This window comes from Clostridium sp. Marseille-P2415, assembly GCF_900155545.1.
Lineage (GTDB): Bacteria > Bacillota > Clostridia > Lachnospirales > Lachnospiraceae > Lacrimispora.
The window spans coordinates 1,098,072-1,124,985 of the sequence record NZ_LT732526.1; the positions used below are offsets into that span (position 1 = coordinate 1,098,072).

23 protein-coding genes are annotated in these 26,914 nt (G+C 46.1%); 2 read left to right on the top strand and 21 right to left on the bottom strand.

Translation table 11 applies throughout. From position 1 onward, the window contains the following. Window position 1 precedes the first annotated feature (1 nt). The 20 genes from smc to BQ9856_RS10205 form a co-directional block, all read right to left on the bottom strand. Complete coding sequence (gene smc, locus BQ9856_RS10110) at window positions 2-3,562, bottom strand: chromosome segregation protein SMC (RefSeq protein ID WP_077610924.1); 3,561 nt, start codon at window positions 3,560-3,562, stop codon at window positions 2-4. A 144-nt stretch (window positions 3,563-3,706) separates the two neighbouring features. Next, on the bottom strand, window positions 3,707-4,438 hold the full coding sequence (gene rnc / locus BQ9856_RS10115; RefSeq protein WP_077610925.1) for a ribonuclease III: 732 nt from the start codon (window positions 4,436-4,438) through the stop codon (window positions 3,707-3,709). A gap of 74 nt (window positions 4,439-4,512) precedes the next feature. After that, complete coding sequence (gene acpP / locus BQ9856_RS10120) at window positions 4,513-4,743, bottom strand: acyl carrier protein (protein ID WP_077610926.1); 231 nt, start codon at window positions 4,741-4,743, stop codon at window positions 4,513-4,515. A 17-nt stretch (window positions 4,744-4,760) separates the two neighbouring features. Next, the gene (gene plsX, locus BQ9856_RS10125; protein WP_077610927.1) at window positions 4,761-5,777 is read right to left on the bottom strand and encodes a phosphate acyltransferase PlsX; all 1,017 of its coding nucleotides are present in this window, start codon (window positions 5,775-5,777) and stop codon (window positions 4,761-4,763) included. 88 nt (window positions 5,778-5,865) lie between these two features. Beyond that, window positions 5,866-7,233 (bottom strand): MATE family efflux transporter, encoded by a 1,368-nt coding sequence (locus tag BQ9856_RS10130; RefSeq protein WP_077610928.1) that lies wholly within the window; start codon window positions 7,231-7,233, stop codon window positions 5,866-5,868. A gap of 115 nt (window positions 7,234-7,348) precedes the next feature. Beyond that, complete coding sequence (locus tag BQ9856_RS10135; protein WP_077610929.1) at window positions 7,349-8,311, bottom strand: ROK family protein; 963 nt, start codon at window positions 8,309-8,311, stop codon at window positions 7,349-7,351. Between the two features lie 109 nt (window positions 8,312-8,420). Further along, on the bottom strand, window positions 8,421-9,410 hold the full coding sequence (locus BQ9856_RS10140; RefSeq protein WP_077610930.1) for an ABC transporter substrate-binding protein: 990 nt from the start codon (window positions 9,408-9,410) through the stop codon (window positions 8,421-8,423). Between the two features lie 70 nt (window positions 9,411-9,480). Continuing rightward, a complete protein-coding gene (locus BQ9856_RS10145) occupies window positions 9,481-10,488 on the bottom strand; it encodes an ABC transporter permease (RefSeq protein WP_077610931.1) in 1,008 nt (335 codons plus the stop codon). Between the two features lie 19 nt (window positions 10,489-10,507). Beyond that, entirely contained in the window at window positions 10,508-12,010 is a 1,503-nt protein-coding gene (locus BQ9856_RS10150; RefSeq protein WP_077610932.1) for a sugar ABC transporter ATP-binding protein, read from the bottom strand. Window positions 12,011-12,169: 159 nt separating this feature from the next. Next, entirely contained in the window at window positions 12,170-13,615 is a 1,446-nt protein-coding gene (locus BQ9856_RS10155; protein ID WP_159441978.1) for an ATP-binding cassette domain-containing protein, read from the bottom strand. Between the two features lie 16 nt (window positions 13,616-13,631). Beyond that, window positions 13,632-14,654: a sensor histidine kinase gene (locus BQ9856_RS10160; RefSeq protein WP_328587247.1), complete on the bottom strand. Its 1,023-nt coding sequence runs from the start codon at window positions 14,652-14,654 to the stop codon at window positions 13,632-13,634. Window positions 14,655-14,668: 14 nt separating this feature from the next. Continuing rightward, a complete protein-coding gene (locus BQ9856_RS10165) occupies window positions 14,669-16,276 on the bottom strand; it encodes a response regulator transcription factor (RefSeq protein ID WP_077610935.1) in 1,608 nt (535 codons plus the stop codon). 61 nt (window positions 16,277-16,337) lie between these two features. After that, a complete protein-coding gene (gene rbsD / locus BQ9856_RS10170) occupies window positions 16,338-16,736 on the bottom strand; it encodes a D-ribose pyranase (protein WP_077610936.1) in 399 nt (132 codons plus the stop codon). Then, the gene (gene rbsK, locus BQ9856_RS10175) at window positions 16,730-17,671 is read right to left on the bottom strand and encodes a ribokinase (RefSeq protein WP_077610937.1); all 942 of its coding nucleotides are present in this window, start codon (window positions 17,669-17,671) and stop codon (window positions 16,730-16,732) included. Before rbsK ends, rbsD begins: the two co-directional genes overlap by 7 nt. A gap of 79 nt (window positions 17,672-17,750) precedes the next feature. Then, entirely contained in the window at window positions 17,751-18,764 is a 1,014-nt protein-coding gene (locus BQ9856_RS10180; protein WP_077610938.1) for a LacI family DNA-binding transcriptional regulator, read from the bottom strand. A 213-nt stretch (window positions 18,765-18,977) separates the two neighbouring features. Next, entirely contained in the window at window positions 18,978-19,427 is a 450-nt protein-coding gene (locus BQ9856_RS10185) for a PTS sugar transporter subunit IIA (protein ID WP_077610939.1), read from the bottom strand. An 11-nt stretch (window positions 19,428-19,438) separates the two neighbouring features. Further along, window positions 19,439-21,406 (bottom strand): BglG family transcription antiterminator, encoded by a 1,968-nt coding sequence (locus tag BQ9856_RS10190; RefSeq protein ID WP_077610940.1) that lies wholly within the window; start codon window positions 21,404-21,406, stop codon window positions 19,439-19,441. A 102-nt stretch (window positions 21,407-21,508) separates the two neighbouring features. Then, window positions 21,509-22,393 carry a class II fructose-bisphosphate aldolase gene (locus BQ9856_RS10195; RefSeq protein WP_077610941.1) on the bottom strand — a complete coding sequence of 295 codons (885 nt, stop codon included), beginning with the start codon at window positions 22,391-22,393 and terminating at the stop codon, window positions 21,509-21,511. A gap of 33 nt (window positions 22,394-22,426) precedes the next feature. Next, window positions 22,427-23,533 (bottom strand): PTS fructose transporter subunit IIC, encoded by a 1,107-nt coding sequence (locus BQ9856_RS10200; protein ID WP_077610942.1) that lies wholly within the window; start codon window positions 23,531-23,533, stop codon window positions 22,427-22,429. A 38-nt stretch (window positions 23,534-23,571) separates the two neighbouring features. Further along, window positions 23,572-23,880, bottom strand: a complete 309-nt coding sequence (locus BQ9856_RS10205; RefSeq protein ID WP_077610943.1) for a PTS fructose transporter subunit IIB — start codon at window positions 23,878-23,880, stop codon at window positions 23,572-23,574. Between the two features lie 380 nt (window positions 23,881-24,260). Here BQ9856_RS10205 and pdxS point away from each other — a divergent pair, with 380 nt between their 5' ends. Together pdxS and pdxT are read left to right on the top strand one after the other, a co-directional pair. After that, window positions 24,261-25,133 carry a pyridoxal 5'-phosphate synthase lyase subunit PdxS gene (gene pdxS / locus BQ9856_RS10210; protein WP_077610944.1) on the top strand — a complete coding sequence of 291 codons (873 nt, stop codon included), beginning with the start codon at window positions 24,261-24,263 and terminating at the stop codon, window positions 25,131-25,133. Next, window positions 25,130-25,702: a pyridoxal 5'-phosphate synthase glutaminase subunit PdxT gene (gene pdxT, locus BQ9856_RS10215; RefSeq protein ID WP_077610945.1), complete on the top strand. Its 573-nt coding sequence runs from the start codon at window positions 25,130-25,132 to the stop codon at window positions 25,700-25,702. Before pdxS ends, pdxT begins: the two co-directional genes overlap by 4 nt. A gap of 126 nt (window positions 25,703-25,828) precedes the next feature. On the opposite strand, the gene BQ9856_RS10220 is transcribed toward pdxT, so the two are convergent. Further along, the coding region (locus BQ9856_RS10220; protein WP_268875589.1) for a glycoside hydrolase family 48 protein at window positions 25,829-26,914 on the bottom strand (1,086 nt) is incomplete at its 5' end.

Below are 26,914 nucleotides of genomic sequence, written 5' to 3' on the forward strand. Positions count from 1 at the left end.
CTTAACTTTCTAAGTCTTCTTCAATCAGATTAACAGATACAAGCGTTGAAACGCCCTTTTCCTGCATGGTGATACCGTACAGGCGGTCCGCAGCTACCATCGTACCACGTCTGTGTGTAATGACAATGAACTGCGTATATTTTGTCAGCTTATGCAGATATTTAGCAAAGCGGTCTACGTTGGAATCATCAAGAGCCGCCTCAATTTCGTCAAGGAGACAGAATGGAGATGGCTTTAGGTTCTGGATTGCGAATAACAGTGCAATGGCTGTTAACGCCTTTTCCCCGCCGGAAAGCTGCATCATGTTCTGAAGCTTTTTACCGGGAGGCTGGGATATGATCTGGATTCCTGCCTCCAGGATATCCTCATCCTCCACCAGCTCCAGGGTTCCCCGCCCGCCGCCGAAAAGTTCTTTGAATACCTTGTCAAATTCCACCCGTATTTCCCTGAATTTTTCTTCGAACTGCTTCCTCATGCCGGTATCCAGTTCATCGATGATCTTTAATAAGGTTCCCTCTGCAGTCACCAGATCATCATGCTGGGTCTTCATGAATTCATAGCGTTCCGATACCTCTTTGTAATCCTCAATGGCATTGACATTGACATTGCCAAGCTTTCGGATATCCTCCTTTAAAGATGCTGCCATGCGCTTTAAATCAGGCAGTGACGTCCACGCTTCGTTTCTTAAAGCCTCTGCCGTGGAAAAGGTCAGTTCATATTCATTCCACATGTAATTGACGTGGCCTTCCATCCTCTCATCCAGTTTTTCCTTCTGACTCTGCAGCCGGAACAATTCTTTATCCAAAAGGCTGATTCGTTCCGTAAGTTCCTCCCTCTTTCGGAACATTTCCTTCTGTTCCCTGGATTTTTCTTCCTTCCGGGCGACCTTTTCATTTACAATCTGTTCCAGTTCTTCCGCGCGGACCTTTGCTTCCCCTATCTGACTCTTTAAAGCATCAATTTCCTTTTGCTTTTCTTCGATGATCAGGCTGGAACCATTGGTTCCGTTTGAAAGGCCTGCAAGCTCCTCTTCCAGACGGTGGATTTCTTCCTTCACACGCCGGATGTTTTCCTGTTCAAAGTCATCCTTTTGCTTTAAGCCTGAAGCTTCCAGCTGTACTGCAGATAAATTTCTGGAATACTGCTCTCTGTCTTCTCTGGCCTTTTCCAGCCGGATATTTAAGGCTTCTAAGTGCCCGCCGGTTTCCTGGTTCTGTTTTTCCAGCTTTTCCACAGCGGAAAGAAGTTCCTGCTGGCTGGCGCCGATCTCCCGTATCTGTTCCTCAAGCTGGCCGTTTTCCCGGTCCAGGTCTCCATAAGATTCCCTGATTTCCGCCTTTTTATCTTCGATCCGGTGTAGATTTATTTTAACCGTATTTTGTTTCAAATAAAGCTGCTGTATCTCTGCACGGATCCGTTCCAATTCCTCCCTGCTTTCTGCAAGGAGTCCCTCGTTCATGGCCAGTTCCTTTTCTATGCGCTCTACATCGGTCAGGGCCTTTTCACAGACTTCTTCCAGCTCTTCTATTTCCCGCTTACGCCCTAACAGATTGCTGGTATTCTTAAAAGCACCGCCGGTCATAGAACCGCCTGCGCTGAGCAGTTCTCCTTCCAGAGTTACGATCCGCAGGGAATACTGGAATTTTTTTGCCAGAGCAATGGCATGGTCAATGGTATCCACCACTACCACCCGGCCCAACAGATAGTTCATCAGGCCTTCGTACTGCTTATCCGCTTCTACCAGGGAATTTGCAAGTCCAAGAACGCCCGGTTCGGACAATGCTTTTTCCTGATTGAAGAAATTCTTATTTCCAATGCTGGTAAGCGGCAGGAAAGTGGCTCGTCCATACCGGTTTTTCTTTAAATACTCAATCAGCTGTTTGGCTGTCTGCTCAGAATCGGTCACAATGTTCTGAATGCTTCCGCCAAGAGCAGTCTCAATGGCAATCTCGTATTTTTTAGGCACTGCGATCAGATCAGCCACAACGCCGTGGATGCCCCGGACCCGGTCCCTGACCTCCATTACCCGGCGGATGCTGCCGCCATAGCCTTCATACCGTTCCGCGATGTTTTTAAGAGATTCCAGTTTTGTATAGCTGGTGTGATATTCCTGCTGCATGTCATTTAAGTTCTTGTTCAGCCTCCGGACCTCACCTTCCAGTTCCTCTGTCCTGCCTTCGCTTATGGCCTGTGCATCCTTTTGTTCTGAAATTCCGTTTTCGGTTTCATCGGCTTCCTTCTGAAGAAGAGCCAGCTGTTCGTCCTGCTCCGACTCATCACTCTTGAATTTCAAAAGCTTCTGGCATACCTCGGAACGGCGCACATTCACCTGTTCCAGCATGGTTTCATACCGCTGCTGTTTTGCAGTAAAAGAGGCTTTTTCATTGAGAATATCAATGATACTGCCTTTGCCCTCTTCGAGCTGCTGCTCCAGCAGATGTATCCGCTCATCCTCTGCAGCCAGAACCCCTTCCGCTTCCTTTAATTTATCTGCTGCGGATCTCACCTGGCCGGCAATCTTTGACCGTTCTTCTTCATAGGATGCAGCCTGGGCATTTTTTGCCTCAATTTCGGTATGTACGGCACGGACACGTCCTGCAATGTGCTCCGCGTTCATCTGTTCCGTATTGATCTGTTCCTTCAATACGTTGATGCGGCCTTCCAGATTTCCTATTTCCATGTGGGACTGGTTTTTTTCATTCCGGGCTTCATTGATCCCCTCATCCAGTTCGGATAAAAAGGTATCCAGAGCGTCATACTCTTCCCGGATTCCTTCTGATATCTTCTTAGCTTCTTCCAAATCCCGGGAAACGATGTTTTCCTTTTCTCCGGTCTCTTTCATCTGGACCCGCAGGACTTCCGTTTCCATCAAAAACTGGTTGACATCGTATTTTTTCAGTTCTTCTTTTAAACGGAGGTATTCCTTTGCCGCTTCAGACTGCCTGGCAAGCGGTCCTACCTGCTTTTCCAGTTCTGAGAGAATGTCATTTACACGGACCAGATTCTGTTTTTCATCCTCCAGCTTCTTCTGGGAAATGGCCTTGCGCCGTTTAAACTTCACAATACCGGCGGCCTCATCAAACAGCTCCCGGCGTTCCTCCGGCTTCCCGCTTAAGATTTTATCAATCTGGCCCTGACCGATGATGGAATAACCTTCTTTGCCGATTCCCGTATCATAGAACAATTCATAAATATCCTTCAAACGGCAGGCACTGCCATTGATCATGTACTCGCTTTCACCGGAACGGTAAACTCTCCTGGAGACCGTCACCTGGTCATAATCGATGGACAGGTGATGATCTGAATTATCAAGCGTGATGGCAACATAGGCAAAGCCCTGGGGCTTGCGCAGTTCCGTTCCGGAAAAAATCACATCCTGCATGCTGGAGCTTCGAAGCTGCTTTACCTTCTGCTCCCCCAGTACCCAGCGCACCGCATCGGCAACATTGCTTTTACCGCTGCCATTTGGGCCTACGATGCCCGTAATTCCGTTGTGGAATTCAAATACGATCTTATTGGCAAATGATTTAAAACCCTGTATTTCAATACTTTTTAAATACATATTCCACGCTGACAGGCCTTAAAAACCTGCCCTTTCTTTATTATTGTCCATGCTTTTTGGACATAAAGGTATGCCCGTAGGGTGTTTCTTTATTATTGTCCATGCTTTTTGGACATAAAGGTATGCCCATAGGGTGTTTCTTTATTATTGTCCATGCTTTTTGGACATAAAGGTATGCCCGTAAGGTGTTTCCATATTATTGAGGCTAAGGATCCCATGGTAAGCAGCCACCTGTTCCGCTGCCTTTTTCGTTCTTCCGGTCCCCTTGCCGATGGGCTTTTCGCCAATCAGAACCTGGGCCTCAAATACCTTATTATGATCCGGCCCCTCTTCCCGTAAAAGCTCATAGCTTAACGGTTCCTCCGTCTGGCTCTGCACAATCTCCTGCAAGATAGTCTTGCTATCATAAAAGAGCTGTTTATGTTCCAGATCATTCATGATGAAACGAAGGATAAACTCTTTTGCATTAGCAAAACCACCATCCAGATAAATGGCCCCGATCAGCGCTTCCATAGCATCAGATACAATTGACGCACGTCCCCTGCCGCCGGTTGCTTCTTCGCCCTTACCAAGCAGTAAATATTCCCCGAGCCTGATATCCTCTGCACAATAAGCAAGAGTCGGTTCACAGACAATGCTGGCGCGTATCTTTGTTAAATCCCCCTCCGGTTTTTCCGGATATTTTTGGTACAAACAGTCGCTGGAAACCACCTCCAGCACAGAATCACCCAAAAATTCAAGCCGTTCGTTGCATTCCAGCTTATTTAAGCGGTGTTCATTGGCATAGGAGCTGTGGGTCATGGCCTGTATCATAAGATGCCTGTCCGAAAACCGGTAACCGATCCGCTCCTCCAGTTCTTTTAAATTCCTGCTCATCATACACCTCTTTCTCCATTATGAAAGAAGGTGCTGCGGACAGACAAAAAAGCCTCCGGCAGCACCCACATCTATTAATTTAAAGCGTTCTTGATCTGTTCTACTGCGTCGCTGACACTCACGATGTTTTCTGCCACTTCCGTTGGAATCTCAATATCAAATTCCTCCTCAATGCCCATGATGATCTGGAACACATCAAGGGAGTCGGCGCCAAGGTCATCCACAAATGTGGAGTTCATGGTCACCTCCTCCGGCTCAATATTTAACACCTCTGCAATAATGCCCTGTAACTTCTCAAATTCCATTTTTTTCTTCCTCTCTCCTATTCTTGATTTTCTTCATTTTTCATTTTAAGACTTTCTCTTATCTTATCATTAATTCCCTGTTCTTTGAAGGCTACGCACTGAATTATGGAGTTTTTCACTTCTGCCGCCTTTGAATTCCCATGAGTTTTTACCACCAGACCATTAAGCCCCAGTAACGGTGCTCCGCCGTACTGAGATGCATCAAATGATTTTAAGGTCTCTTTTAAAGCAGGCTTTACAAGCAGAGCTCCGATCTTGCTCCTTAAACTTCCCATCATACCGCTTTTTACTTTGTTTATCAAAGTTGCGCCCACTCCCTCATAAAGCTTTAGGATCACATTGCCCACAAATGCCTCACAAACAATGACATCTGCACCGCCATGCGGAATCTCCCTGGCCTCAATGCTTCCGGTAAAATGGATATCCTTACATTCCTTTAACAGTGGAAAGGTTTCTTTCACAAGCGCATTTCCCTTTTCTTCCTCTGCGCCGATATTGACGATGGCCACTCTTGGATTCTTAACGCCCAGTACATGCTCCATGTAAAGGGAGCCCATCATGGCAAATTGTACTAAATGGGATGGTCTTGCATCCACATTGGCTCCACAGTCAATCAGCAGGGAAACGCCTTTTTCTGTCGGAATAAGCGGGGCCAGCGGTGGCCTTTCCACTCCCTTTATCCGTCCGACAATCACCTGTCCGCCAACCAGTATGGCTCCTGAGCTGCCGGCCGATACAAACGCATCCGCTTCCTTTTGTTTTACCAGATTCATTCCCACAACGATGGAAGAATCCTTCTTCTTTCGTATGGCGTTAACCGGGGGTTCTTCCGTTTCGATTACCTCTGCCGCATTCACAATCCGTATCTGGTCCTTATTATACGCATGTTTTGCAAGTTCTTCCGATACGATTTGTTCCTGCCCTACTAAGAGAACCTGGATCTCTTTATTCGCGTTTACTGCCGCTACGGCACCGGCCACCATTTCCGTTGGTGCATAGTCACCGCCCATGGCATCTACAGCTACTTTTATCATCATGATTCTCCTTTCAAGTACCGCCTAAGATAATCTATTACATAATATACTAAATATTATTCTATAAATCAATAATAAATTGAGAAAATTAAAGCTGATGAACGGAACCGCAATCCGCCTGGTTTTTCTCCACCTTTTTCATAATGTAACGGTATGAGATTCCCGTAAAAACCGCGGCACTGAACCATGCTGCCGGATCGCAGGCACAAGCCAGCGGATAGCTTAAAAGCCGGATTGCAAGAGCAGCCGTTACCAGTCTGGCGGCAAGTTCTACCACCCCGCCCATCATCGGAAGAAACCCATATCCGCACCCCTGCATGGTATTTCTGAATATAAAAATCGTTCCAAGAGGGATATAAAATATAGCGCACAAATAAATAAAAGTTTTCGCCCAGGGGAGCATTACCGCTATATCCACATCACCGGAAAAGAACAGCTTTAATGCATAAGGAAGCCCCAGGCAGACAATTATGGTACATAACAGCGCATAGATAACCTCAGTTCCCAGTGCAAGCCTGACGCCCTGACGGATTCTTTTAATATCTCCCTTACCAAAGTTCTGGCCGGAGTATGTTGCCATCGTCTGTCCCATTGCCATCATCCCCTGGATCACCATGCTCTGAAACTTATTGGTTGCCGTATAGGCGGCCACTGCCGTGGAGCCGAATAAGTTGACTGCAGACTGCATGATTATGGTTCCTGACGCTGTAATTCCAAACTGAAGCGCCATGGGAATCCCCACCGAAAGCTGATGTCTTGAATCAGCCTCACTTAACCGCCAGTGATTTCTTTCGGGAGTCAGAACCGGCACCTTCTTACAGATGTATGCGATGCAGAGGAGCGCGGATATTCCCTGAGATAAATTGGTCGCCCATGCTGCTCCTGCTACTCCCATTCCAAGATTAATAATAAATATAAGATCCAGAATTACGTTCAGGCAGGCGGAAAATATCAGAAATAAAAGCGGTATCCGGCTGTTCCCAACAGATCGCAGGTAAGAGGAAAAAAGGTTATAAAATACATTTGCCACAATTCCCATACAAATGATGGATATATAAGTATAGGCATCCTCTAAAATATTCTCAGGCGTATTCATAAGCATAAGAAGCGGTCTCATAAAAGAAAGGCTGACAGCTGTCATAATTATTATAACAAAAGCCGACAATATGATACCATTTGCCACGGACCGCTTTGCTCCGTTTGTATCTCCTGCTCCAAAACGCTGGCTGGTGAGAACGGTAAATCCCGTACTCATACCCTGGGAAAAACCAATGACCAAAAACATGATGGTTCCGGTAGAGCCAACCGCTGCCAGCGCATCCGGTCCCACAAAACGGCCTACAATGATGGTATCAGCCATATTATAAAGCTGCTGGAAGATATTTCCGATCAATAGGGGAAGCGTGAATTTCAAAATGATTGGAAGCGGATTGCCTCTTGTCATATCGGTTTCCATAATTCTCATCCTTTTCTCATATATTCTGCCAGCCTTTTCCAGGTGGCGCAAACGTTATTTTACCATGTTAATGGTCCGTTGTCACCGTTCTTTTAAAAAAATAATCCGCTGGGGGTTATTCATAAACTGCAGCCATAACCGCGCCATAATCTCCAATCCTATCGCCCAGCCTTGCCGGCTCTATTTTACACACAGTCCTTGAATGCTCAAGCGCCTCCCTGCGGATCTCTTCCCACATGGTATTTTCCATAAACTCATGACTTCTGGCATAAATGCTGCCGATTACGATCATTTCCGGATTCAGAATATCAATAAGCAGAGCCAGTCCTCTTCCCAAATACCGTCCTGACTCCATCAGCAGCTCCCTTGCATCTTCGTAACCTGCTTTTGCTGCTTCTGCCACATCTTTTGCTGTCGCGGGCTTTTGCTGTGACCTTTGAAAGGAAGCTGTTCTCCCCTCCGAAGCCAGCTTTTCTGCTTTTTTAACCGCCATCTGCCGAATTCCGCCGCCGCTGCAAAAGCCTTCCAGGCTGCCAGCCTTTCCATAACCTACCGGCCCTTCCCTTTCCATCCGGATATGTCCGATTTCTCCTGCCAGACCGCATGCCCCGGTATATAGACGGCCGTTCAGGATAAGCCCCGCGCCAAGTCCGGTTCCGAATGTAAGAAATACCATATGGCGGCAGCCCTTTCCGGCCCCGTATTTCCACTCGGCCAGAGCACAGGAGTCAGCGTCATTTAACATTCTTGCAGGCATGTGAAGTTTCTCTGACAGATAGGATACAACAGGAACCTCATCCCAGCCGGGGAGATTAGGCGGTGAGCAGATGACTGTACGGTCCGGGCTCAGCGGTCCCCCGCATGAGATACCGATGCGGCAGTCAGAACGGTCTGCCCCATAAGTATCCAGCATTTCCCCGGCCAGTCCGCATAAGGTGTCAAGTACTTCTTTCCAATCCGGTAATGTCTGAATCTCAATTCTATTTTTCCACACAATATTTTTACTTTTTTCATTTTCCAGGCGGCAAAGCAATACCGCACACTTTGTGCCGCCAATGTCGAAACCTAATACATACATAGCGATGTCCCAACCTCTTTCTTTTCGTACAGAATGATTGCAACAGAGGCAGGAACCTCCACACCGGTCCCTGCCCCTTAAATATAATATGATTTTCTAAAATATTCAATTATTTCAAAGTATCTTTTGTAATAACGGATACTCCGGTATCAACATTCTCAGAGCCGGTATCCTTTCCTTCCAGGGATTGAACCGCAGTTTTCAGTCCTTCATACCCCATGACATCCGGATTCTGAGCCATGGTTGCCAGCAGATAGCCTTCCTTGATCAGCTGCAGGATCATGTCGGATTTGTCAAAACCAACACCGATCACTGTCTCACCGGTTTCCTGAATGGCATTGCCGGTGCCAACGGTAGAGCCTTCATTTGCTCCGAAAATGCCGACACAGCCCTGAGTGATATAATTCGCCGCGATATCCTTAGACTTTGCCGCATCTCCTTCTCCGTACTGGGTCTCCAGGATTTCAAAAGCGGTTCCTTCAAATGCAGAACGGAAGCCTTCCTCCCTGGCTACGGTAGAGGCTGTTGCTGCATTTACGTTTACAATGCCGATTTTCCCCGATTCGATTCCTTTTGCCTTTAACGCTTTAACCATCTCTTCGCCTGCAGTCTTACCGGCAGCTTTATTATCCGTTGCCAGGGTCTGGACGGCCGGCAGAGATGCGGCAGAGTCCACGTATACCACCTTTACCCCTGCATCAATGGCCTCCTGCAGGGATGCTGTTACTGCATCCGGTCCGTTGGCTGCCAGCAATATAGCCTGAGCTCCGCCTGCTACTGCGTTGTTGATGCACTCAATCTGCTTTGCATCATCCTTCACATCAGGAGCCAGCCATTTGTATTCTACATTTCCCAGCTCCTTCACTGCTTTCTGGGCACCCGCATCCACGTTTACCCAATGCTGATCCATCTGATCCATGGTAATCAGGTAAATTTTGTATGACTCCCCTGCAGAAGCTGCTGCAGCCTCTGTTTTTGCCTCTGTCTTCGCCTCTGCTGCTGCCGTTGCCGTAGCATCCTTTTGCCCGCTGCTGCAGCCTGCACACATGGAAGCAGCCATTGCCAGGGAAAGCACAGCTGCCTGTAGTTTTCGTTTCATAAACTTTTTCCTCCTTTAATTATATAGTTTTAACTCCTCTATATTAAAGCCATTGGCCCCAATATCTTTCTTAATTTTCTATCCTGCTTTTCTTTACGAACCTTCCGCTTCTGACAATAATGTCAATCAGCACGGATATGACGACAATGGTCCCGATCACAATATTGCGGATTGCCACCGGCGCGCCTGCAAACTGCAGGCCATTCTGAAGGACGCCCCAGATAGAAGCGCCGATCACTGTACCGATTAAGATTCCCTGGCCTCCCAGTGTTGACACTCCTCCGATAACAGAAGCAGCTACCGCGTACATTTCGTATGCATTTCCTGCATCCATGGTGCCCATGCCGCTGGTTGCACAGATCACAAGCCCTACGATGCAGGAACAAAAAGCGCTGACCAGATAAGCCTTGGTCGTGGTTGCAACAATGTTGACTCCGGAAAGCTTAGAGGCTTCCATATTGCTGCCAATGGCATAGATATGGCGCCCGGTTCTTGTCTTGCTGAGAAGGAAATGAAATACCAGCCACAAAACAATGGAAATGATCACAGTATTGTACACTCCCGCAATCTTCCCATAATAAAAGAAATCACGAAACCCTCTGGCCCCATCGCCGATCGCATCGGTATTGTAGTTGTTATTGACGATTTGTGCGATGCCTCTTGCAATTGTCATGGTACCCAGGGTGGCAATAAAGGGAGGCAGCTTGCATTTTGCTACCAGAAGCCCATTGACCGCACCTACGATCAGACAGCAGATCAAAGTCAAAAGCACCGCTGTCCATGGACTCATGCCTTTTGTCATCATGGTTGCGGATATCATACAGCTCATGCCGACTACCGATCCGATTGACAGATCAATGTTACCGGTTATGAGCACATAAGACTGGCCAATGCCGATCAGCAGGATGGGCGCGATCTGACGCAGAAGGTTTGCAACATTTTTTCCGGAAAAGAATGTTGGATTGATGATGCCGAATACAGCGCACATCACGACCAGTCCAATGCCCACGGTGATCACCTGCCCCATCCCCCGGATGGCAAACAGCCTTCTGGACCAACTTTGTTTTTTACTATTCATGTTTTCCCCTGCCCTTCTCTTAGCTGATCTTACTTTCAAACTGCGTCGCATATTTGAGAATCTTATCCTGTGTTGCATCGGCTGCCATTAATTCACCTGTGATCTTCCCATCGCACATGACAAGAATCCGGTCGCTGATCCCAAGAATCTCCGGCATCTCCGACGATACAAACAGAACACCAATTCCTCTCTGCTTCAGTTCATTCATCAGGTTATAAATCTCAACCTTTGCCGCTACGTCGATCCCTCTGGTCGGTTCATCGAATATGACCACCCGCGAATTTCTGGCCAGCCATTTGCCAACGACCACCTTCTGCTGGTTGCCGCCGGATAAGCTTCCTGCATCTACCTCGGGGCCAGGCAGCTTGATTTTCAAAGAAACCACCGATTTCCCCGTCATCTCATTCTCTTTCTTCCTGTTTACAACCCCCAGGTGTCCGCACAATATATCCAGATTCGGAAGGGAAATATTATCCCGAACGCTTAAGTTTATGCAGAGTCCGTCCCTTTTTCTGTCTTCCGGCGCTAATACAATGCCTGCTTTTATGGAATCTTCCACCTTATGAATGCTTATTTCTTTTCCATCCAGAAAAATCTGTCCTGATTCCTTTTTATCCGCCCCGAAAACAGCTCTGGTTGTCTCCGTCCGCCCAGCTCCCATTAAACCGGCAATGCCGACGATTTCACCTTCATATAATTCCAGATTAATGTCACGAACCATATGCCCTGCATTTAAATGCCGGACTTCCATGATCTTCCTGCCCTTCGGACAGGATACCCGCGGAAACTTTTGTTTTATTTCACGTCCGACCATATGGGTGATGATCTCTTCCAGCCGGTCCTGTGCAAAATCCATTGAGGTAATGAACCTGCCGTCTCTCATGATCGTGACCCGGTCAACGATGTGTTTTAATTCCTCCAGCCGGTGGGATATGTACACAATGCCGCAGCCTTCCGATTTAAGCTTTCGGATCATGGAAAATAAATCATTGATTTCTTTTGATGTCAATGCCGATGTAGGTTCATCCATAATCAGTATTCTGGCATTTACGGAGAGTGCCTTTGCTATCTCAACCATCTGCTGCTTTGATACGGCCAGACTGCCTACCAGTGACCCAGGATCCAGTTCCATGTTCATACGGCCCAGAATCCCGGCTGCCGCCTTGTTCATTTCTTTATCAGAAAGAAACATTCCTTTCGTCCATTCCCGTCCCAGAAAAATGTTCTCAGCCACCGTTAAGTGCTGGCACATGTTAAGCTCCTGATGGATGATGGCAATTCCCAGTTCCTTTGCTTTCTGGGGTGTCATCTCCCGGATACCGGAACCAAAAACCTCTATGGTTCCTCCATCTCTCGGATAGACACCGCTTAATATTTTCATCAATGTGGATTTTCCTGCTCCATTTTCCCCTAACAGCGCCATGACTTCTCCTGATTTTAAATAAAACGAAACCTCATCCAGTGCTTTTACACCAGGAAATGACTTTGTAATATTCCGCATCTGCACAATGTTTTCCTGCATAGCTCTCACCCTCATATTTCTCTCATTTTTACCGCCGTATGTTTCTGCTATCAGTATAGCACCGGGAAACTCGGGAAAGTAGGGGAGGATCTTCCGTTTCAGGGGGGCAATCTTTGGTAATGAAAAACAGGCAGCTTCACCTGCCTGTTTTATTTCCGGTCACCAGCCGGCTTTATAGAATTCTTCTTTCGCATATTCCGCTGCCACCTTTCCGCCCTGCAGCACCATCATTCGATCCGATACATCCATATTGTCAGCATAATTACTGGTTAGAATCAGTACGGAGATTCCGCTGTTTTTCAATTCCTGAATCAGATCCAGCACATAACGCCTGCAGTACATATCTCCTTTCGCCAGCGGCTGAACGCATACGGCCACCTTCGGATGCAGCAGATGGATCCGGTAATATGCCAGTCCGTATTTTTCCTGCAGGTTCAGACCGTCCAGCTTTTGGGCATCAATGCAGGGGCCCACTTTGGGAAAATATTCATTCCGCACGCTTCGGATATAACTGCGCTTTAACTTCCCGAAACAGACCTTCCGGTCCAGAAGAAAGGTCAGATTCTCCATATAACTCATATCCCGAAACAGGAAGGTTTCTGCCGGATCATCCGGAATGACTGCCACCCCTTCTTTAAAAAAGTCTGCCGGCGCCTCTCCTTCAAAAACCTTTCCTTCTATATGAATTTTACCTCCGTCGGTTCCCCGGTTCCCGGAAAGGACCTGTACCAGAGGCTCCAACGTCTGATTATCATTGTCCAGTATCATCAGGCACTCTCCCTTTCTCAAGGAAAAGCTGACGGTACCTTTACCATACAGATGTACGGCTTCCAGCTTTAAGACCGCCTCTTCCTGTGGTTCCCGGATCCGGCTTCCGGACAAATCAAAGGAAATCGTATAGGGATCCAGCACTGTTTCCAGCATTTCCTCCTTCTCAAATACCTTCCATATCATTCCCTGATGGAACAGAGCTGCCCGGTCCGCAATCTGGAATACCTCCTGATGATGGTTTCCCATATATAGAAACCCGATTCCCCGGCTTTTTAGTTCCCGTATCATGTCCTGGAATTGTTTTAACTCCATCTGGCTTAAAAAGTTGCTGATCCGGTCCAGGACAATTAACCGGCAGCCGGTCAGAATGGCTTTTAAAAGCTCCGTAACACAGCGCTCAAACGCGCTCAAAGAGGAGACCCGCCGTTTTGGATCAATGGGAAGTCCGATTTCTGCCATGAGCCGTTCCGTCTGATTGTCCAGAACTCTGCTGTTTATGATATACTTTTTAAACCCCTTACGCATTACAAACAGGTTATCGGATACGGACAGGCTGTCTATGAGCCTTCCCCGCTCTTCAATTACATAAACCCGGTTGTCAGATAAGTCGGAGTAAGAATAATGATTTACCCGTTTTCCCTCATAATAGACTCCTCCAAAGCTTATGGGAATATTATGGCAGATGAGATTCCTTAACTGTGTGCAGCCTTTTGCATCGGAAATAATCAGTCCCATAATTTCTCCCTGGAGAATATAGAAATTTAAATTATCCAGATAACGCTCCCCGTTTTCTTCCAGAGTAATGTTGCTAAGCCGAAGAATTTCCTTTCTCAATCCCATTCCCCCTCTGTCAGTCCCTTACCAATGGAAGGGATATCTCCACATCCGTCCCGGCCTCTACCTGGCTGTATACATAGATCCCATATTCTTCTCCGAACAAAAGCTTAATCCTGTTGTTGACATTTTGAATGGCAATGCCGCCTTTCCGATCTGTGTCCGGATTTACATCGTCTAATGACAGGCTTTTAAGCTTCTCATTCAGCTTTCTGACCTTTTCCCCATCCATGCCAAGCCCGTCATCGGATACCTTGATGATCAGGCGGGAATCGGTCACCGATATTTTAATAATCAGATGCCCTTTTCCGATCTTCCGTTCGATCCCATGATAAATGGAATTTTCCACAACCGGCTGCAGGGTCAGCTTTGGTAAGCGGTATTGCAGAATCTCCATTTCATCCAGTTCATCCCCAATGGCATACTGAATGCTTAACTGCAGTTTTTTGCCGAAACGGAATTGCTGGATATAATAATAATTTTCAATATTTGCGAGTTCATCCTCCAGTGTTACCAGATGGTCCACATTCGATATGGTATAGCGGAAAAAGGTAGCAAGCGCCTCCGTCATTTCTGCAATGCTGCCAACTCCCAGGGTCAGTGCCTCGCTTCGGATCCCTTCCAGGGTATTATACAGGAAATGAGGATTGATCTGGTTCTGAAGTGCCATATATTCCGCCTGCTTTTTTGATACATTGATCAGTTCCCTGGTCCCAAGCATCTCCCGAAACCTCTGGTTTACCTGTTCCGACTCCAGGCAGTACGGATAGCGTATTTTAAATAGATCGTGAATGACACAGCCGGAGGCAAACTGGCGCTCCACCCGTTTTGTTTCCTGCATTGGCTTATAAATGCCGTAATAACCGGCATAGTAAAACAGGAGCAGAAAAGCCGCGGCCATCATCAAAAGCCACATCCGCTCCGGGCGTCCAATGCTCAAATACAGGGAATATCCAAGCAAAAGCATCAGCACCGCAGTTAATCCGGCCAGCAGAAGAAACACTCTGACGGACAGGAACTTAAGTTTATCCTTCATCATGTACTCCCCCCGCATCACGAATACAGTTTCCGGTATTCATTTGGCTTTAATCCGGAATATCTGGTAAAGCCCTTGGTAAAATACTTTACATCGCTGTACCCCACTTCTCCGCATACCGATGCCACACTCAGATTCGTTTCTTTTAACAGATTTTTCGCCTGTTCCATCCGGACCTCAGACAAAAATTCCAGAAAATTCTTTCCTGTTTCCTTTTTAAACAGGGAGCTGAAATACGTGGGATTGAATCCGGCCACTTCACTGACGTCTTCCAGAGTAATGGCTTCCTTGTAATGATCTTTGATGTATTTCTTCGCAATCCGGATCGGACGGTTATCCTCCTGCATTTTTCCGGCTACTGCCTTATCGTAGGAGGCGGCGATTTCTTTCATGAGATAGCGCAGAACCTCTTTCGCGGACGCACAAAATTCTACTCCCTGGTTAAACCGTTCAATGAAACTCTGTTCAATGGAAATTTTATGATTTTTCATAAAAAAGAGGTATAGGTTGCAGACCTCCCGGCACATCTGCAGGATTTCATGCCCGGTCACATCCGGCTGCTCCAAAAGCTCGGAATTCAGCTTCATCAGGCAATCATCTACCTGTTTACGGTCCAGGCTTTCCAGTGCAGCATTCATGTTCTGGTTGAACTGGGTAAACCACTCGCTTGATGCCAGGTTGCAGGAGCTTCGAAGCTCCCCCTCCAGAAGCTTTCCGTTCCCCGCAACCAGCCGCTGTTCCACCAGATACCGGGCAGACTTAAGCGACAGGCGAAGCTTACTTAAATCGCATACCGGTGTTCCAAAACCGATCGTCACTCGCAGGCCTTTCAGAATGGATTCCAGTACAGCAAGCTCATTTAAGATAATTTTGCACTGTCTTCGGATGACTTTCTTTTTTTCTTCTTCATAATTCAGAAATATGTAGATGTGACTGTTTTCCACATACAATTCCCAGTCATACACCTGGCCTTTCAGCATCTGTTCTGTGATCTGAGTTGTCTTTTCTGTCAGAAATTCCAGATTTTTCTCATCAGGCATGAAAATTCCATCAAATTTCACACAAATAATCTGGAAGCATCCGGGCTTCAGCTGATAATAATACTGCTTACTGATCTCTTCTAAGCCCCAACAGTCCTGTTCCCTCCATTCCCGGTACAGAACATTGGAAAACCAGGTGGTGCGCAGCCGCTCTGCATCGCTTTTTCTTGCAAGCCGGACCCGTTCCTCATAGGTCAGCTGTTCATTTCTTTCATGATATCTTCCTTTGATCTTTTGGAGAGTCTCCATCAGCTCCTGTTTTTTTATCGGTTTCAGCAAATAATCGCTGACCCCGTATTTAATCGCTGTTTGGGCATATTCGAAATGACGGTAACCGCTGATGATCACAAACTCCACATTCAAATTCAGTTCCCGTGTTTTCTTAACCAGTTCCAACCCGTCATAGCCCGGCATCCGGATATCGGTGATCACCACATCCGGAGAAAGCGCTTCTATCATTTCAAGCGCCTGGGTCCCGTTCTCTGCTACCCCGGCAAGCCCCATCCCCAGTGCCTGCCAGTCGATCAGCTTTTCAATCAGCTGACAGATTTTTTCTTCATCATCCGCTATCAGTACTTTCAACATGATCCTCCCCCTGTCATCCCTCTGTTCTGATGCCATTATATCATGTCCGGCTTGCTTCCGTTCAATATGCACAGCCTGAGACCAGTACTACGTTGGTATATCCCGTAAATTCCCCTGTCAGGATGATCGCCTTGGCCCCCTCAGTGATCTTTTTTAATTCCTTATGGGGTACATACTCCACCGGAATGCCCTTCGGCAGAAGAGTCAACGCCTTTTCATGAAGTCCGGGACTTACTAAAAGAGCTTCTTCTGCAAATATGGCTTTTTCCGTTACAATATACTTTTCTATTTCTTCCAGCACTTCCAGATAAGAGGGACTTCCCGGCTTCCAGCCTAAATCCACCCGTTCCACTCCCTTCGGAATGGGAAGTCCGGCATCCCCTATCACCAGCATATCCATATGCCTGAGCTCTGCCATAACCCTTGCTAACTGAGGGTGTAAAATTCCTGTTTTTAACATGACTCTTCCTCCTCCTGCTTTCTGATGAATGAATCAATTTCTTCCCGGTCAGGCATGGCCGGGGTTGTTCCGATTCTCTGTACTGAAATAGCTGCTACTGCATTGGCAAAGGCTGCGGCCTCCCATAAGTCCTTTCCCTCTGCCAGGGCGGCCACCAGACCGCCGTTAAACGCATCCCCCGCACCGGTCGTATCAACTGCATTGACCCGGTAAGCAGGCAGGAGACCCCTTTTCTCAGGAGTTGCAAGGTAAACTCCTTTTCCGCCCATGGTAATCAGTACATTTTTGACCCCTTTTTCAAAAAAGCAGTCCGCAGCTCTCCCGGCGTTTTTTTCCCCATCTACCGGTATCCCGGTTAATATCCCGGCTTCCACCTCATTGGGCGTGAGCAGATCCACCCTGCTTAAAATGCCGTCACTGACCGGCTGCACAGGGGCCGTATTTAAAATGATCTTTACGCCCTTCTCATATGCAATATCAATCACTTTTTCTACGGAAGAAATATTGGTTTCCAACTGAGTCAACAGATAATCCGATTGATCCAGCAGGTCTGAAATGGATTCCACTTCCTCGTCTGAAATCGTACCACATGCACCCAGAATGACAACAATTTCGTTCTGGCTGGTGTTTTCATCTACCATGATCAGCGCACTGCCTGTTTCCGTCTTACGGGTATGGAATATCCGTCCGGCATCCATTCCCAGCTTCTTCATGGTATTTAACGCCACATCTGCGAATGCATCCTCTCCGAGCTTCGTTACCATGGTCACATCAGCTCCCGCTTTATGGGCGGCCACCCCCTGGTTGAACCCCTTGCCCCCGGGACCCATTTTAAAAACACTTCCCTTAACGGTTTCACCCGGAACCGGAAGATGGGGGCATCTTCCCATCAGATCCACTACAAAGCTTCCAAAAACTGTTACCTTTTTCCCCATGACCCTTTTCCTTTCCTTTTAATCCGTAATAAGTAACCGGTTACTTATTACGGATTAAAATAGGCTGCTAACCTGCATCCTATTTTATTGTTTCTGATCCGCGAAGCACCACCTGATACGGAACAAAGATTTTTCTGCCGGAGCTTTTGCTCTCCTTATGGGACAGTTTATCCATCAGCATTGCCATTGCTTCATATCCCTGCTTCTTTGCATCCCGCTCAATGGCAGAAAGCCTGTAGTCAATGATCTTAAGGGATTCTATCTGGTCAAATCCTACCATTGAGATATCCCTGCCGATCTTCAGCTTCTGTTCCGTGAGATACTTAAGCACTCCCAGACTGGTCTGGTTATTGGAGGCAAAAATCGCGGTCGGCGGGTCCGGAAGCTCCAGCAATTCTTTTGTCCGCTCATATGCCTTGATGATCTTAAAATCTCCGGATACAATATACTCTTCCTTAAGCTCAATCCCATAATCCCTTAGGGCTGCCTTATACCCTTTTAACCGGTCCTTACCCGGCATAGAGGTACTGGGACCTGTAATGACCGCGATCTTACGGTGACCGGAATGGATCAACGCTTCCACTCCTTTATAAGCAGCGGCATCATTCTCTATAAAAACCCCATCCAGATTGGAATTTTTGATATCACGGTCAACCAGAACTACCGGAATCCCCTTGTTTTCAAATTGTATCAGTTTATCCCGAGTCGCCATATCAAGTTCAGAAATGGGGGTTATCAGTAAACCGGAAAGTCTTTGGCTTTCTGCCACCTGAAGGCACTGATGCTCTCTTTCCTGCATTTCACCCGTATCGAACAAAACAATGCTGTACTGGTTATTGGCTGCCATCTCTCCCATTCCGCTTATAATGCCGGAAAAAAATTCATTGGCTATATCCGGAACAATGACCCCGATGCTGGAAGAGTCACGGATGCTCAGGCTTCTTGCTATGGCGTTCGGTACGAAATCCGCTTCTTCAATCGCTGCTAAAACTTTCTGCTTCGTTTCATCTTTCACGTATCCGGAATCATTAATCACCCTGGACACGGTTGCAGAGGAAACTCCCGCCTTTTTGGCAATATCCCGTATATTCATGACAAATCTCCTTTATGTAACCGGTTACATGTATGATATTAACATATTATGCAGCCAATGTAAAGTTATTTTGTTATTTTTTACAATATTTTGCGAAGCGTACCATAAAAAACAGAAAATACTGCCAGGAAGCAAAGAAATGCCTGGCAGTACATCATTAAGATTTATTCGGAGATTTATGCTCCTCCTCTTGTGTAAATTTTATTATGTGATTTATGAGAATGCTTTCAGCAGCTCCTCATAGCTTTTTGCTGTCTGCAGCTTTTCCAGGGTCCCGTTATTCCCAAGCTTTCCGGCCAGTTCGGAAATCAGGCGAAGATGATCCTTCGCTCCTTCACTGTCTGACGGAACTGCAAATAAAAAGAACAAATACGATGGTTCTCCGTCATAGGATTCCCATTCTATCATATGTTCCGTTCTTCCCACGGCAATGCCCACTTTACCGACTGAATCGGATTTTCCATGGGGAATGGCAACGTGATTGCCAATCCCCGTGATGCCTTCACACTCTCTTAAGTAAACATCCTTTAAATATCCTTCCAGATTATCAATATAGCCCGCCTCTTTAAGAAGTCCGGCCAAATGCCTTAATACCTCGTCTTTATTCGTCACTTTCATATTCAGATCAATGACTCTTTGATCCAGAATCTCTTTTACAGCCATAGGCTCACTCCTTATCGAATAAAATATTGATATATTTCCAATGCAGAATTCAGGTTTTTCATGATTTCCATATTTTCCTCCTTTTCCGTCAGCAGTAAAAAATCTTTATAGAACTGTTTCGTCCTTCTGATCTCATAATTAGAAGTCATCTTTACTGCCAGTAAAAAAACCACATCTACCAGATCGCCGGACCATTCCATGGGCTGGTCTAAGACAGCCACCGCAATCCTGGATTCGTTAACCTCCATCATATTTCCGTGAGGGATTGCAATTCCATGTCCAATGCCGGTAGCAGTTGCCTTTTCACGGTCGTATACACTTTCCAGATATTTAGAAGTGACATCCCCCTTCTCCTCCAGCCTCTTTACCATCTGCTTAAGCAGATCATCCTTATTTGCCGCACATGGCTGAAAGAAAATCAGATCCACATCAAACAGCTGATGACATAAATTATGAAAACGGAAGGTAGGGGATGGGATGTTTTTTCTCATCTCTTTTACCTTTTTCCTGACATTTTCCACATTATCTTCTGACATCCTGTCCCCGATCATAACAATCCTGGGATCAGCCTTGTTTAAAGGAACAGAGCTGATGATCAGGTCCACATCCGGGTACTGGGAAATCTTAAAATCGTGATTGCTTACCGCCTTTATGTCTGCAATTTCCGGTATGCTGTATTTTATCATTTCCATGATCAGCTGACTGGAAGCAAGCCCCTGCTGGCTGACCATAAGAGCCATAAGCGGCTGGTCTTTTTTCATACGGATAAGCGAAGCCTGTATATAAAGGGCAATCCCTGCCAGTTCATCCTCAGTGACCTGGACTCCATAATACTCTTCAAACAGATTGCTGGTCGACCAGGTCGCCAGAAATGTCTGTTTATACTCACTTTTCACATACTTGCTGATGCTTTCCGACGTGGTAGTGGAATATTTCATCCGGAAAATCGCAGACCGCATATGGATTAACAGGCTCTCATACAGCGTCTTATCGGATGATATATCCACATCCAGAACGGAATCTATGGTCTCAATAACAAGTTTTACAAAATGGTTCAAATCTTTATCGTACTGCCTGGTATATTCCTCATCCCCTAAACAGGAAAAGCCTTCAATCTTTCTTGCCGATAATAACAGCACGGACAGCAGTCTCACATCATCCGGAAGGATTTTTATCCGGTATTCCGCCCCGATCCTCTGATATATGGATTCTGCAAACGAATATTCGTTGTAATGCTGGACCTCATCTTCTTCTCCCTGACCGAACCTGTTTTTCCCCCCGGTAAAGCTTCTGGACAGGGATAAGCAGGTCATGATCCAGACCATATTAAACGAGATATCCGCCAGCTCGATTCTCCATGCATTTTCCGCATCTACGATAATTTTCCGGATACGGTAAACATCAACTCCCGGTGCATAGGTACCGAGAAGCGCTTCCATAATTTCCGGCATCATATAAAGAATATAGTCTTTAATAGCTATCCGGTAGTTGTATTCATCGCCGGCAATGCAGATTCCTTTATTCCGGACAGATGTTATCTGCAGATTGCGTTTTTCAAACCAGGGGGAAACTTTCTTAAGCATATTGGCAACCGTCGGCGGACTTAAATAAAGACTTTCCGCAAGCTTCTGCATGGTAATGATCTCTCCCGGCTTCAGTTTTAAAAGTTTACCGGTAAGCTGACGGTTCCGGTTATCCATAGCAGCGGAGAAATCCGTGTCGTTTGAATCGCAGACCTTTTCTTTTATGGCTTCCAGCTGCCCCTTGGAACAATCCAGCCAGATTCCTGTTCCCTGTTTCTTTTTTATACTCCCTAAATCACTGTTTTCCATCCAGTCGTTTAACTGATTGATTTTGGTTCTTAATGTCTTCTCAGATAATCCCACACTATCTGCAAGCTGTACTATGGTATATGTCCTTCCGGAAAGAAGGCATTTGAGTATCCGGTTGTAATATAATGAGTTCTTATCCTGCTTCAAATTACCACCTCAATCTTTTAAAAGGGCGGCAGTGGTCAAGCCGTTGCACTGCCGCGGTAACCGGAGAAACCCGCAAAGCGGGTTTCTCCCGGTTTCGTCGTATCATTCATATCCAACCTGTCTGGCTTCTCCGTAATAAAATTGTCCGCTGGAACCGATAATCTTCATATAATCTTTTACAAACTGCTTAATCCCCGCCTCAGCAGCCATACATAAATGCATGTAATCCAGATTCGGATCCTGTTTAAGCGCTTCCAGCATGGCTTTTTTCCCTGCATCAAAAGCATCGGTACATACATTGATCTTATTGATCCCTCCGGCAACAGCCTTCTTTAAGTTTTCTTCTCCTGAACCGGAACCCCCGTGAAGGACCAATGGCATTTTCAGGGTTTCCTTTAACTGATGAAGGCGCTCAAAATCCAGTTTCGGTATTTTCCCTTTCGGATATGCACCGTGAGCCGTACCAACCGCAACAGCCAGAGCGTCCACATTGGTTCTTTCCACAAAGTCCAGGGCCTGGTTTGGATCTGTATATAAATCCACATCCGTATCATCGGAATTTACAGCCTGTCCCACATGGCCTAATTCTCCCTCTACCGAGCATCCCATACCATGAGCCAGGGCGCTTATAATGGCTGTCCGTTTTACATTTTCCTCGTATGGAAGGGAGGAACCGTCAAACATAACATTGGTGAACCCCCGGTTAATGCAATCAGCAATCACATAAAAGTCCGCCCCATGGTCCAGATTAAGCGCTACCGGAACGTGAACTCTGGAAGCCAGTTCCCTGATTACCGGAAGCATTTCCTCCGCATGGGCATGATTTTTCATCTGTCCGGGCCCAAACTGTATGATAATTGGGGACTGTTCTTCCTCTGCAGCCATAATCCCCGCCCGGGCCATTTCGATGTTGATGCTGTTCATTGCCATAACACCATAATATTTTTTATTTGCATCGTCAAGAATTGCCTTCATAGATACCAGCATAATTTCTGTCCTTTCTTTGCGGATACTTTAAGATTATTGGATCTGAATATCCAGATCAATATCCAAGTCCTCTTCTTTCCCCCCGGTTCCTTCCTGATCCGGTCTCTTGATTCCTGCATAAATAACGCCTGTCACGACCGATCCGATTACAAGAGCAATCAGGAACCACAACGGATTTTTCATCATCGGCACGACGAAGATACCTCCATGACCTGCCACTGACTCACATCCCATACCTACTGCAATGGCCCCTGCGACCGCAGAACCGATCATGCAGCTTGGAATGACCCTTACCGGATCTGCCGCTGCAAATGGAAGTACGCCTTCTGTAATAAAGCAAAGCCCCATAGGAAATGCTGTTTTTGCAGTTTCCAGTTCAACCTTGGTGAATTTATTTTTTCTCATTAAGGTAGCAATAAAAATACCGATTGGAGGCGTCATTCCTCCGATGATCTTAGCGGCCATAGGTCCATAGATTCCATCTGTTCCCAATGCATTTGCTGCCATGGAAGCCGTTTTATTTACCGGCCCGCCTAAATCAAATCCCATGCAGGCACCGATGACTCCGCCGATAACAGCTTTAGCCCCGCCGTTTAAGGAGATGATCCATTGCTGGAATACGTTCATGATGAAAGACAATGGTATGGAGAATACACACAGGAAAATCATTCCGCATATAAACGTGGAAAGGACCGGTATGAACATGACCGGCATCAGGCCTTCACACCACTTCGGCATTTTCCAGGTTTTCATCCAGTTCACAAATGCCCCGATGATAAATGCCATGAGCAGTCCGCCAAGGAAACCCGCTTTCGACTGAGCCGAACAATAGCCAATTACAATGCCCGGGACGATACCGGGACGTCCGGCTATGGAATAGGCCACACCTGCAGTCATAACTGCTACGGCAAAATCCATTGCAATGGAACCCAGTTTATTAACTCCCCACCAGAATCCAATCCAGGTAAAAGGATTTAAATTGGAAAATGGTGTAGCCCCCGCTTCCACTGCACTTCCAATGTCATATCCGCCGAATCCCTTTGCCAGTGCCGATAAAATACCGCCGCATACAACGATTGGGATCATGTAGGATATGCCTGTCATAACATGCTTTTTAATTTCAAATTTCTGTTTTGCCATTTGTTTACCCCCTTCGGATAAGGTTGATTCTCCTTTTATTACTTTCCAAGCTTCTCGTGAATTTTTGAAATCACGCCTTTTGGAGATTTCATAATCATACTGATTGGAATGTCGACAACTGCCTTACCTGCAAAACGTTCTTTATTGACCCGTATATCTGCGGCAATCAATATTACATCCGCATCTTTGATTTCTTCCGGCATCAGCTCATTTTCCACACCGATCGATCCCTGTGTTTCTACCTTAATGAAATCCCCCATTTCCTTCGCGGCATTTTCCAGCTTTTCTTTTGCAATGTACGTATGCGCAATGCCTGCTGTGCATGCTGTGATTGCCAGAATCTTCATACCATTACCTCCTTCTCTTTAAGTTATCTAGAGTTTAACACATTCCATTTCATTACGGTAAATTTAAAATGGCATATTAAAACGGTAATTTTTAAGCAGAATATTAAGAAAGTAAAAATGATTAAATATCCAATGATTTTGAATATAAAAAAGCAGACATGATTAGCGTCTGCTTTTTTTCTGCTGTTATTCTACTATTCCACCTTGGATTTAAAACTTCCCTTTTCTATACCGCTATTTCTTGTGATTCCGAAATGCCTTCAAAACCGTCATAACTGGACTGGTCAGATTGATAGTATTTGGCTCTTTAAATATGTCCACTTCTCTCCTATAATATAGTTCACTTACATTTATCAAATTAAAAACAGGAGGAAGACTACATGAACAAGAGATATGACTTAAATAAGAATCTGGCGCAGATGTTAAAAGGCGGTGTTATCATGGATGTGACAACGCCGGAACAGGCAAAAATCGCGGAACAAGCCGGGGCCTGTGCAGTCATGGCACTTGAACGCATCCCGGCTGATATACGGGCAGCCGGAGGAGTGTCAAGAATGAGTGACCCCAGAATGATAAAAGAGATCCAGGAAGCCGTAAGCATACCGATTATGGCCAAGGTACGAATCGGACATTTTGTGGAGGCGCAGATCTTACAGGCGATTGAGATTGATTATATCGACGAAAGTGAAGTTCTTACTCCTGCTGATCATGTTTTTCACATCGACAAAACCAAATTTGACGTTCCGTTCGTTTGCGGGGCAAAGGACCTGGGCGAAGCTCTGCGCAGAATCGCGGAAGGGGCTTCGATGATCCGGACAAAAGGCGAACCAGGTACAGGTGACATCGTGCAGGCCGTAAGCCATATGCGTCTGATCAATCAGCAGATCAGGAACATCCGGAACACGCGGGAGGATGAGCTTTTCCATGCTGCAAAAGAAATGCAGGTTCCATATGACCTTGTGCATTATGTTTTTGAAAACGGAAAGCTCCCTGTAGTCAATTTTGCAGCCGGCGGTGTTGCAACGCCCGCAGATGCTGCTTTGATGATGCAGTTAGGGGCAGAAGGGGTTTTTGTTGGCTCCGGTATTTTCAAATCAGGAAATCCTGCGAAACGGGCAAAAGCAATCGTACAGGCCGTCACAAATTTTAATGACCCGAAACTTCTGGCGGAGCTCTCGAAAGACCTTGGAGAACCTATGGTTGGCATAAACGAACAGGAAATACAGCTGTTAATGGCGGAGCGCGGCATATGAAGATCGGAGTTGTAGCTCTTCAGGGCGGGTTTGCTGAACATATTTCTGCTTTGAATGCACTGGGGATTTCCAATATTGAAATAAGGAAGAGCGAGGACTTGACCGATGACCTGGATGGGCTGATCCTTCCTGGCGGCGAAAGCACGGTTATCGGAAAACTCCTGCATGAAACAGCGCTTTTTCAGCCAATCAAAGCCAGGATTGATGGCGGTATGCCTGTATGGGGAACGTGTGCCGGCATGATTTTACTGGCTGATAAAATCTCTAACGAATCATATTCCTATTTTAAGAGCATTGATATCACCGTCAAAAGAAACGCTTTTGGACGGCAGCTGGGCAGTTTCAAAATAATTGAAAGTTTTAAAGGCATTGGCGATATTCCGATGACATTCATTCGAGCTCCAATTATTGAAACAATTGGTTCCAACGTTCGGCCGCTTGCTTCTGTCAATGGGCAAATGGTCGCTGCTGAGAATGATCATGTATTAGTAACTGCATTTCACCCGGAACTGACGGATGATTTACATGTTCTTGAATATTTTCTTCATAAAATAAAGAGGACCTGCTGATTGCTTTTTGCAATGCGAGTTTTGCTTATTAGTCTCCTTTATCGGTGCAATTCTGTCCCAAATCCTGTCGTACGATATTTTGGGATTTGGGACAGATATTATGCATTTACGCTTTGAGGTTACACCTTATGGTTCTACTCCCCATTTCAGGCTGTCAGAAATGTATCCTGTAATTTTTGTCCAGTCTGCATAGCTGCTGCCCGAATCTGAAAAAGAATAATCCCCTGTCTGTGTGTAATTGCTCCAATCAGTTTTTGAAAATCTTACCGGCACTTCAATGGACTGACCTGCTTTCAGTTCACCGGCTCCAGCTGTAAATCCGATTTCCAGGTAATAATCTGCTCCTGTCTTGGCTTTCGGCATTTTCACAAAGGTGCCGGTTACATGATCGCTGCCGACCGTAGACCAGTCACACCAGAAATTTTGTTCTTTTTCTCCGTCTATCGTGTAATAGTATCTAAGTTTCAAATCAGAAAGATTAATACTGATTTCTCCGGTGTTGTAAAGCTTGAATTTCGGCATGACTTCATTTACTTGGGCTGATGTATTTCCATTGAACATCTGTACCTTGATGTCCCCGGCTGCAATTGAAGTATCTGTCACAGTCAGAACAAGTACCGGGTCAATACCGGCGCTAAAATCAAATACCACATTGTGAGTTCCCGTATCCAATGCTGAAAGAAAATCCTTTAACAATGTTACGGTATCGCCGTTCAGAGTATAATCCACACCTTCAGTTAAATATTTATTTCCCTCTTTAATCCCTGTAAAGGTATTTCCGTTTAGGGAAAGAGTTACTGTAATGTCTTTCTGGCTGCCGGCCTTTCTGTCAAAAGCTGCCGATGTTGGGTCGATCGCAGAACTGCTTACCGGTTCTCCGCCATCTCCAAACAGAATGGAGTATACACCGTTAGCAATGGCAACATCACACTCTGCCCAGAAGCGGTGATATTTAAATTCCGGAGCAGTTCCATTATTATAAGCGTCCTGAAGCTTCTGGAAATCAGGATCATCTTTATATTTAGAACGGATATCTAAAAATTTAATTCCCGTTTTAATCGCGTCTCCGTTTGGCATGGTACCTGTCCAGCCAGCCGGTACATAGACCTCCTGTTCAAAGAAACGTTTGTAGTCATCTCTCTTTTCCGGAGCGGAAAGGCCTTTGTCATCTCTGTATAAGTTCCACATACGGTCTAATAATTCTTTGGCAAG

Excerpts from the sequence above, each read along its gene's own strand:
- pdxT (WP_077610945.1), top strand. The coding sequence starts at position 25,130 with ATGAAGATCGGAGTTGTAGCTCTTCAGGGCGGGTTTGCTGAACATATT.
- smc (WP_077610924.1), bottom strand. The coding sequence starts at position 3,562 with ATGTATTTAAAAAGTATTGAAATACAGGGTTTTAAATCATTTGCCAAT.
- BQ9856_RS10180 (WP_077610938.1), bottom strand. The coding sequence starts at position 18,764 with ATGAATATACGGGATATTGCCAAAAAGGCGGGAGTTTCCTCTGCAACC.
- rbsD (WP_077610936.1), bottom strand. The coding sequence starts at position 16,736 with ATGTTAAAAACAGGAATTTTACACCCTCAGTTAGCAAGGGTTATGGCA.
- BQ9856_RS10195 (WP_077610941.1), bottom strand. The coding sequence starts at position 22,393 with ATGCTGGTATCTATGAAGGCAATTCTTGACGATGCAAATAAAAAATAT.
- BQ9856_RS10140 (WP_077610930.1), bottom strand. The coding sequence starts at position 9,410 with ATGAAACGAAAACTACAGGCAGCTGTGCTTTCCCTGGCAATGGCTGCT.
- rbsK (WP_077610937.1), bottom strand. The coding sequence starts at position 17,671 with ATGGGGAAAAAGGTAACAGTTTTTGGAAGCTTTGTAGTGGATCTGATG.
- BQ9856_RS10150 (WP_077610932.1), bottom strand. The coding sequence starts at position 12,010 with ATGCAGGAAAACATTGTGCAGATGCGGAATATTACAAAGTCATTTCCT.
- BQ9856_RS10205 (WP_077610943.1), bottom strand. The coding sequence starts at position 23,880 with ATGAAGATTCTGGCAATCACAGCATGCACAGCAGGCATTGCGCATACG.
- plsX (WP_077610927.1), bottom strand. The coding sequence starts at position 5,777 with ATGATAAAAGTAGCTGTAGATGCCATGGGCGGTGACTATGCACCAACG.
- BQ9856_RS10145 (WP_077610931.1), bottom strand. The coding sequence starts at position 10,488 with ATGAATAGTAAAAAACAAAGTTGGTCCAGAAGGCTGTTTGCCATCCGG.
- BQ9856_RS10185 (WP_077610939.1), bottom strand. The coding sequence starts at position 19,427 with ATGGCTGTAAAAGAGATTCTGGATCAAAGAGTCATTGATCTGAATATG.
- BQ9856_RS10160 (WP_328587247.1), bottom strand. The coding sequence starts at position 14,654 with ATGATGAAGGATAAACTTAAGTTCCTGTCCGTCAGAGTGTTTCTTCTG.
- rnc (WP_077610925.1), bottom strand. The coding sequence starts at position 4,438 with ATGAGCAGGAATTTAAAAGAACTGGAGGAGCGGATCGGTTACCGGTTT.
- BQ9856_RS10135 (WP_077610929.1), bottom strand. The coding sequence starts at position 8,311 with ATGTATGTATTAGGTTTCGACATTGGCGGCACAAAGTGTGCGGTATTG.
- BQ9856_RS10165 (WP_077610935.1), bottom strand. The coding sequence starts at position 16,276 with ATGTTGAAAGTACTGATAGCGGATGATGAAGAAAAAATCTGTCAGCTG.
- BQ9856_RS10130 (WP_077610928.1), bottom strand. The coding sequence starts at position 7,233 with ATGGAAACCGATATGACAAGAGGCAATCCGCTTCCAATCATTTTGAAA.
- pdxS (WP_077610944.1), top strand. The coding sequence starts at position 24,261 with ATGAACAAGAGATATGACTTAAATAAGAATCTGGCGCAGATGTTAAAA.
- BQ9856_RS10200 (WP_077610942.1), bottom strand. The coding sequence starts at position 23,533 with ATGGCAAAACAGAAATTTGAAATTAAAAAGCATGTTATGACAGGCATA.
- acpP (WP_077610926.1), bottom strand. The coding sequence starts at position 4,743 with ATGGAATTTGAGAAGTTACAGGGCATTATTGCAGAGGTGTTAAATATT.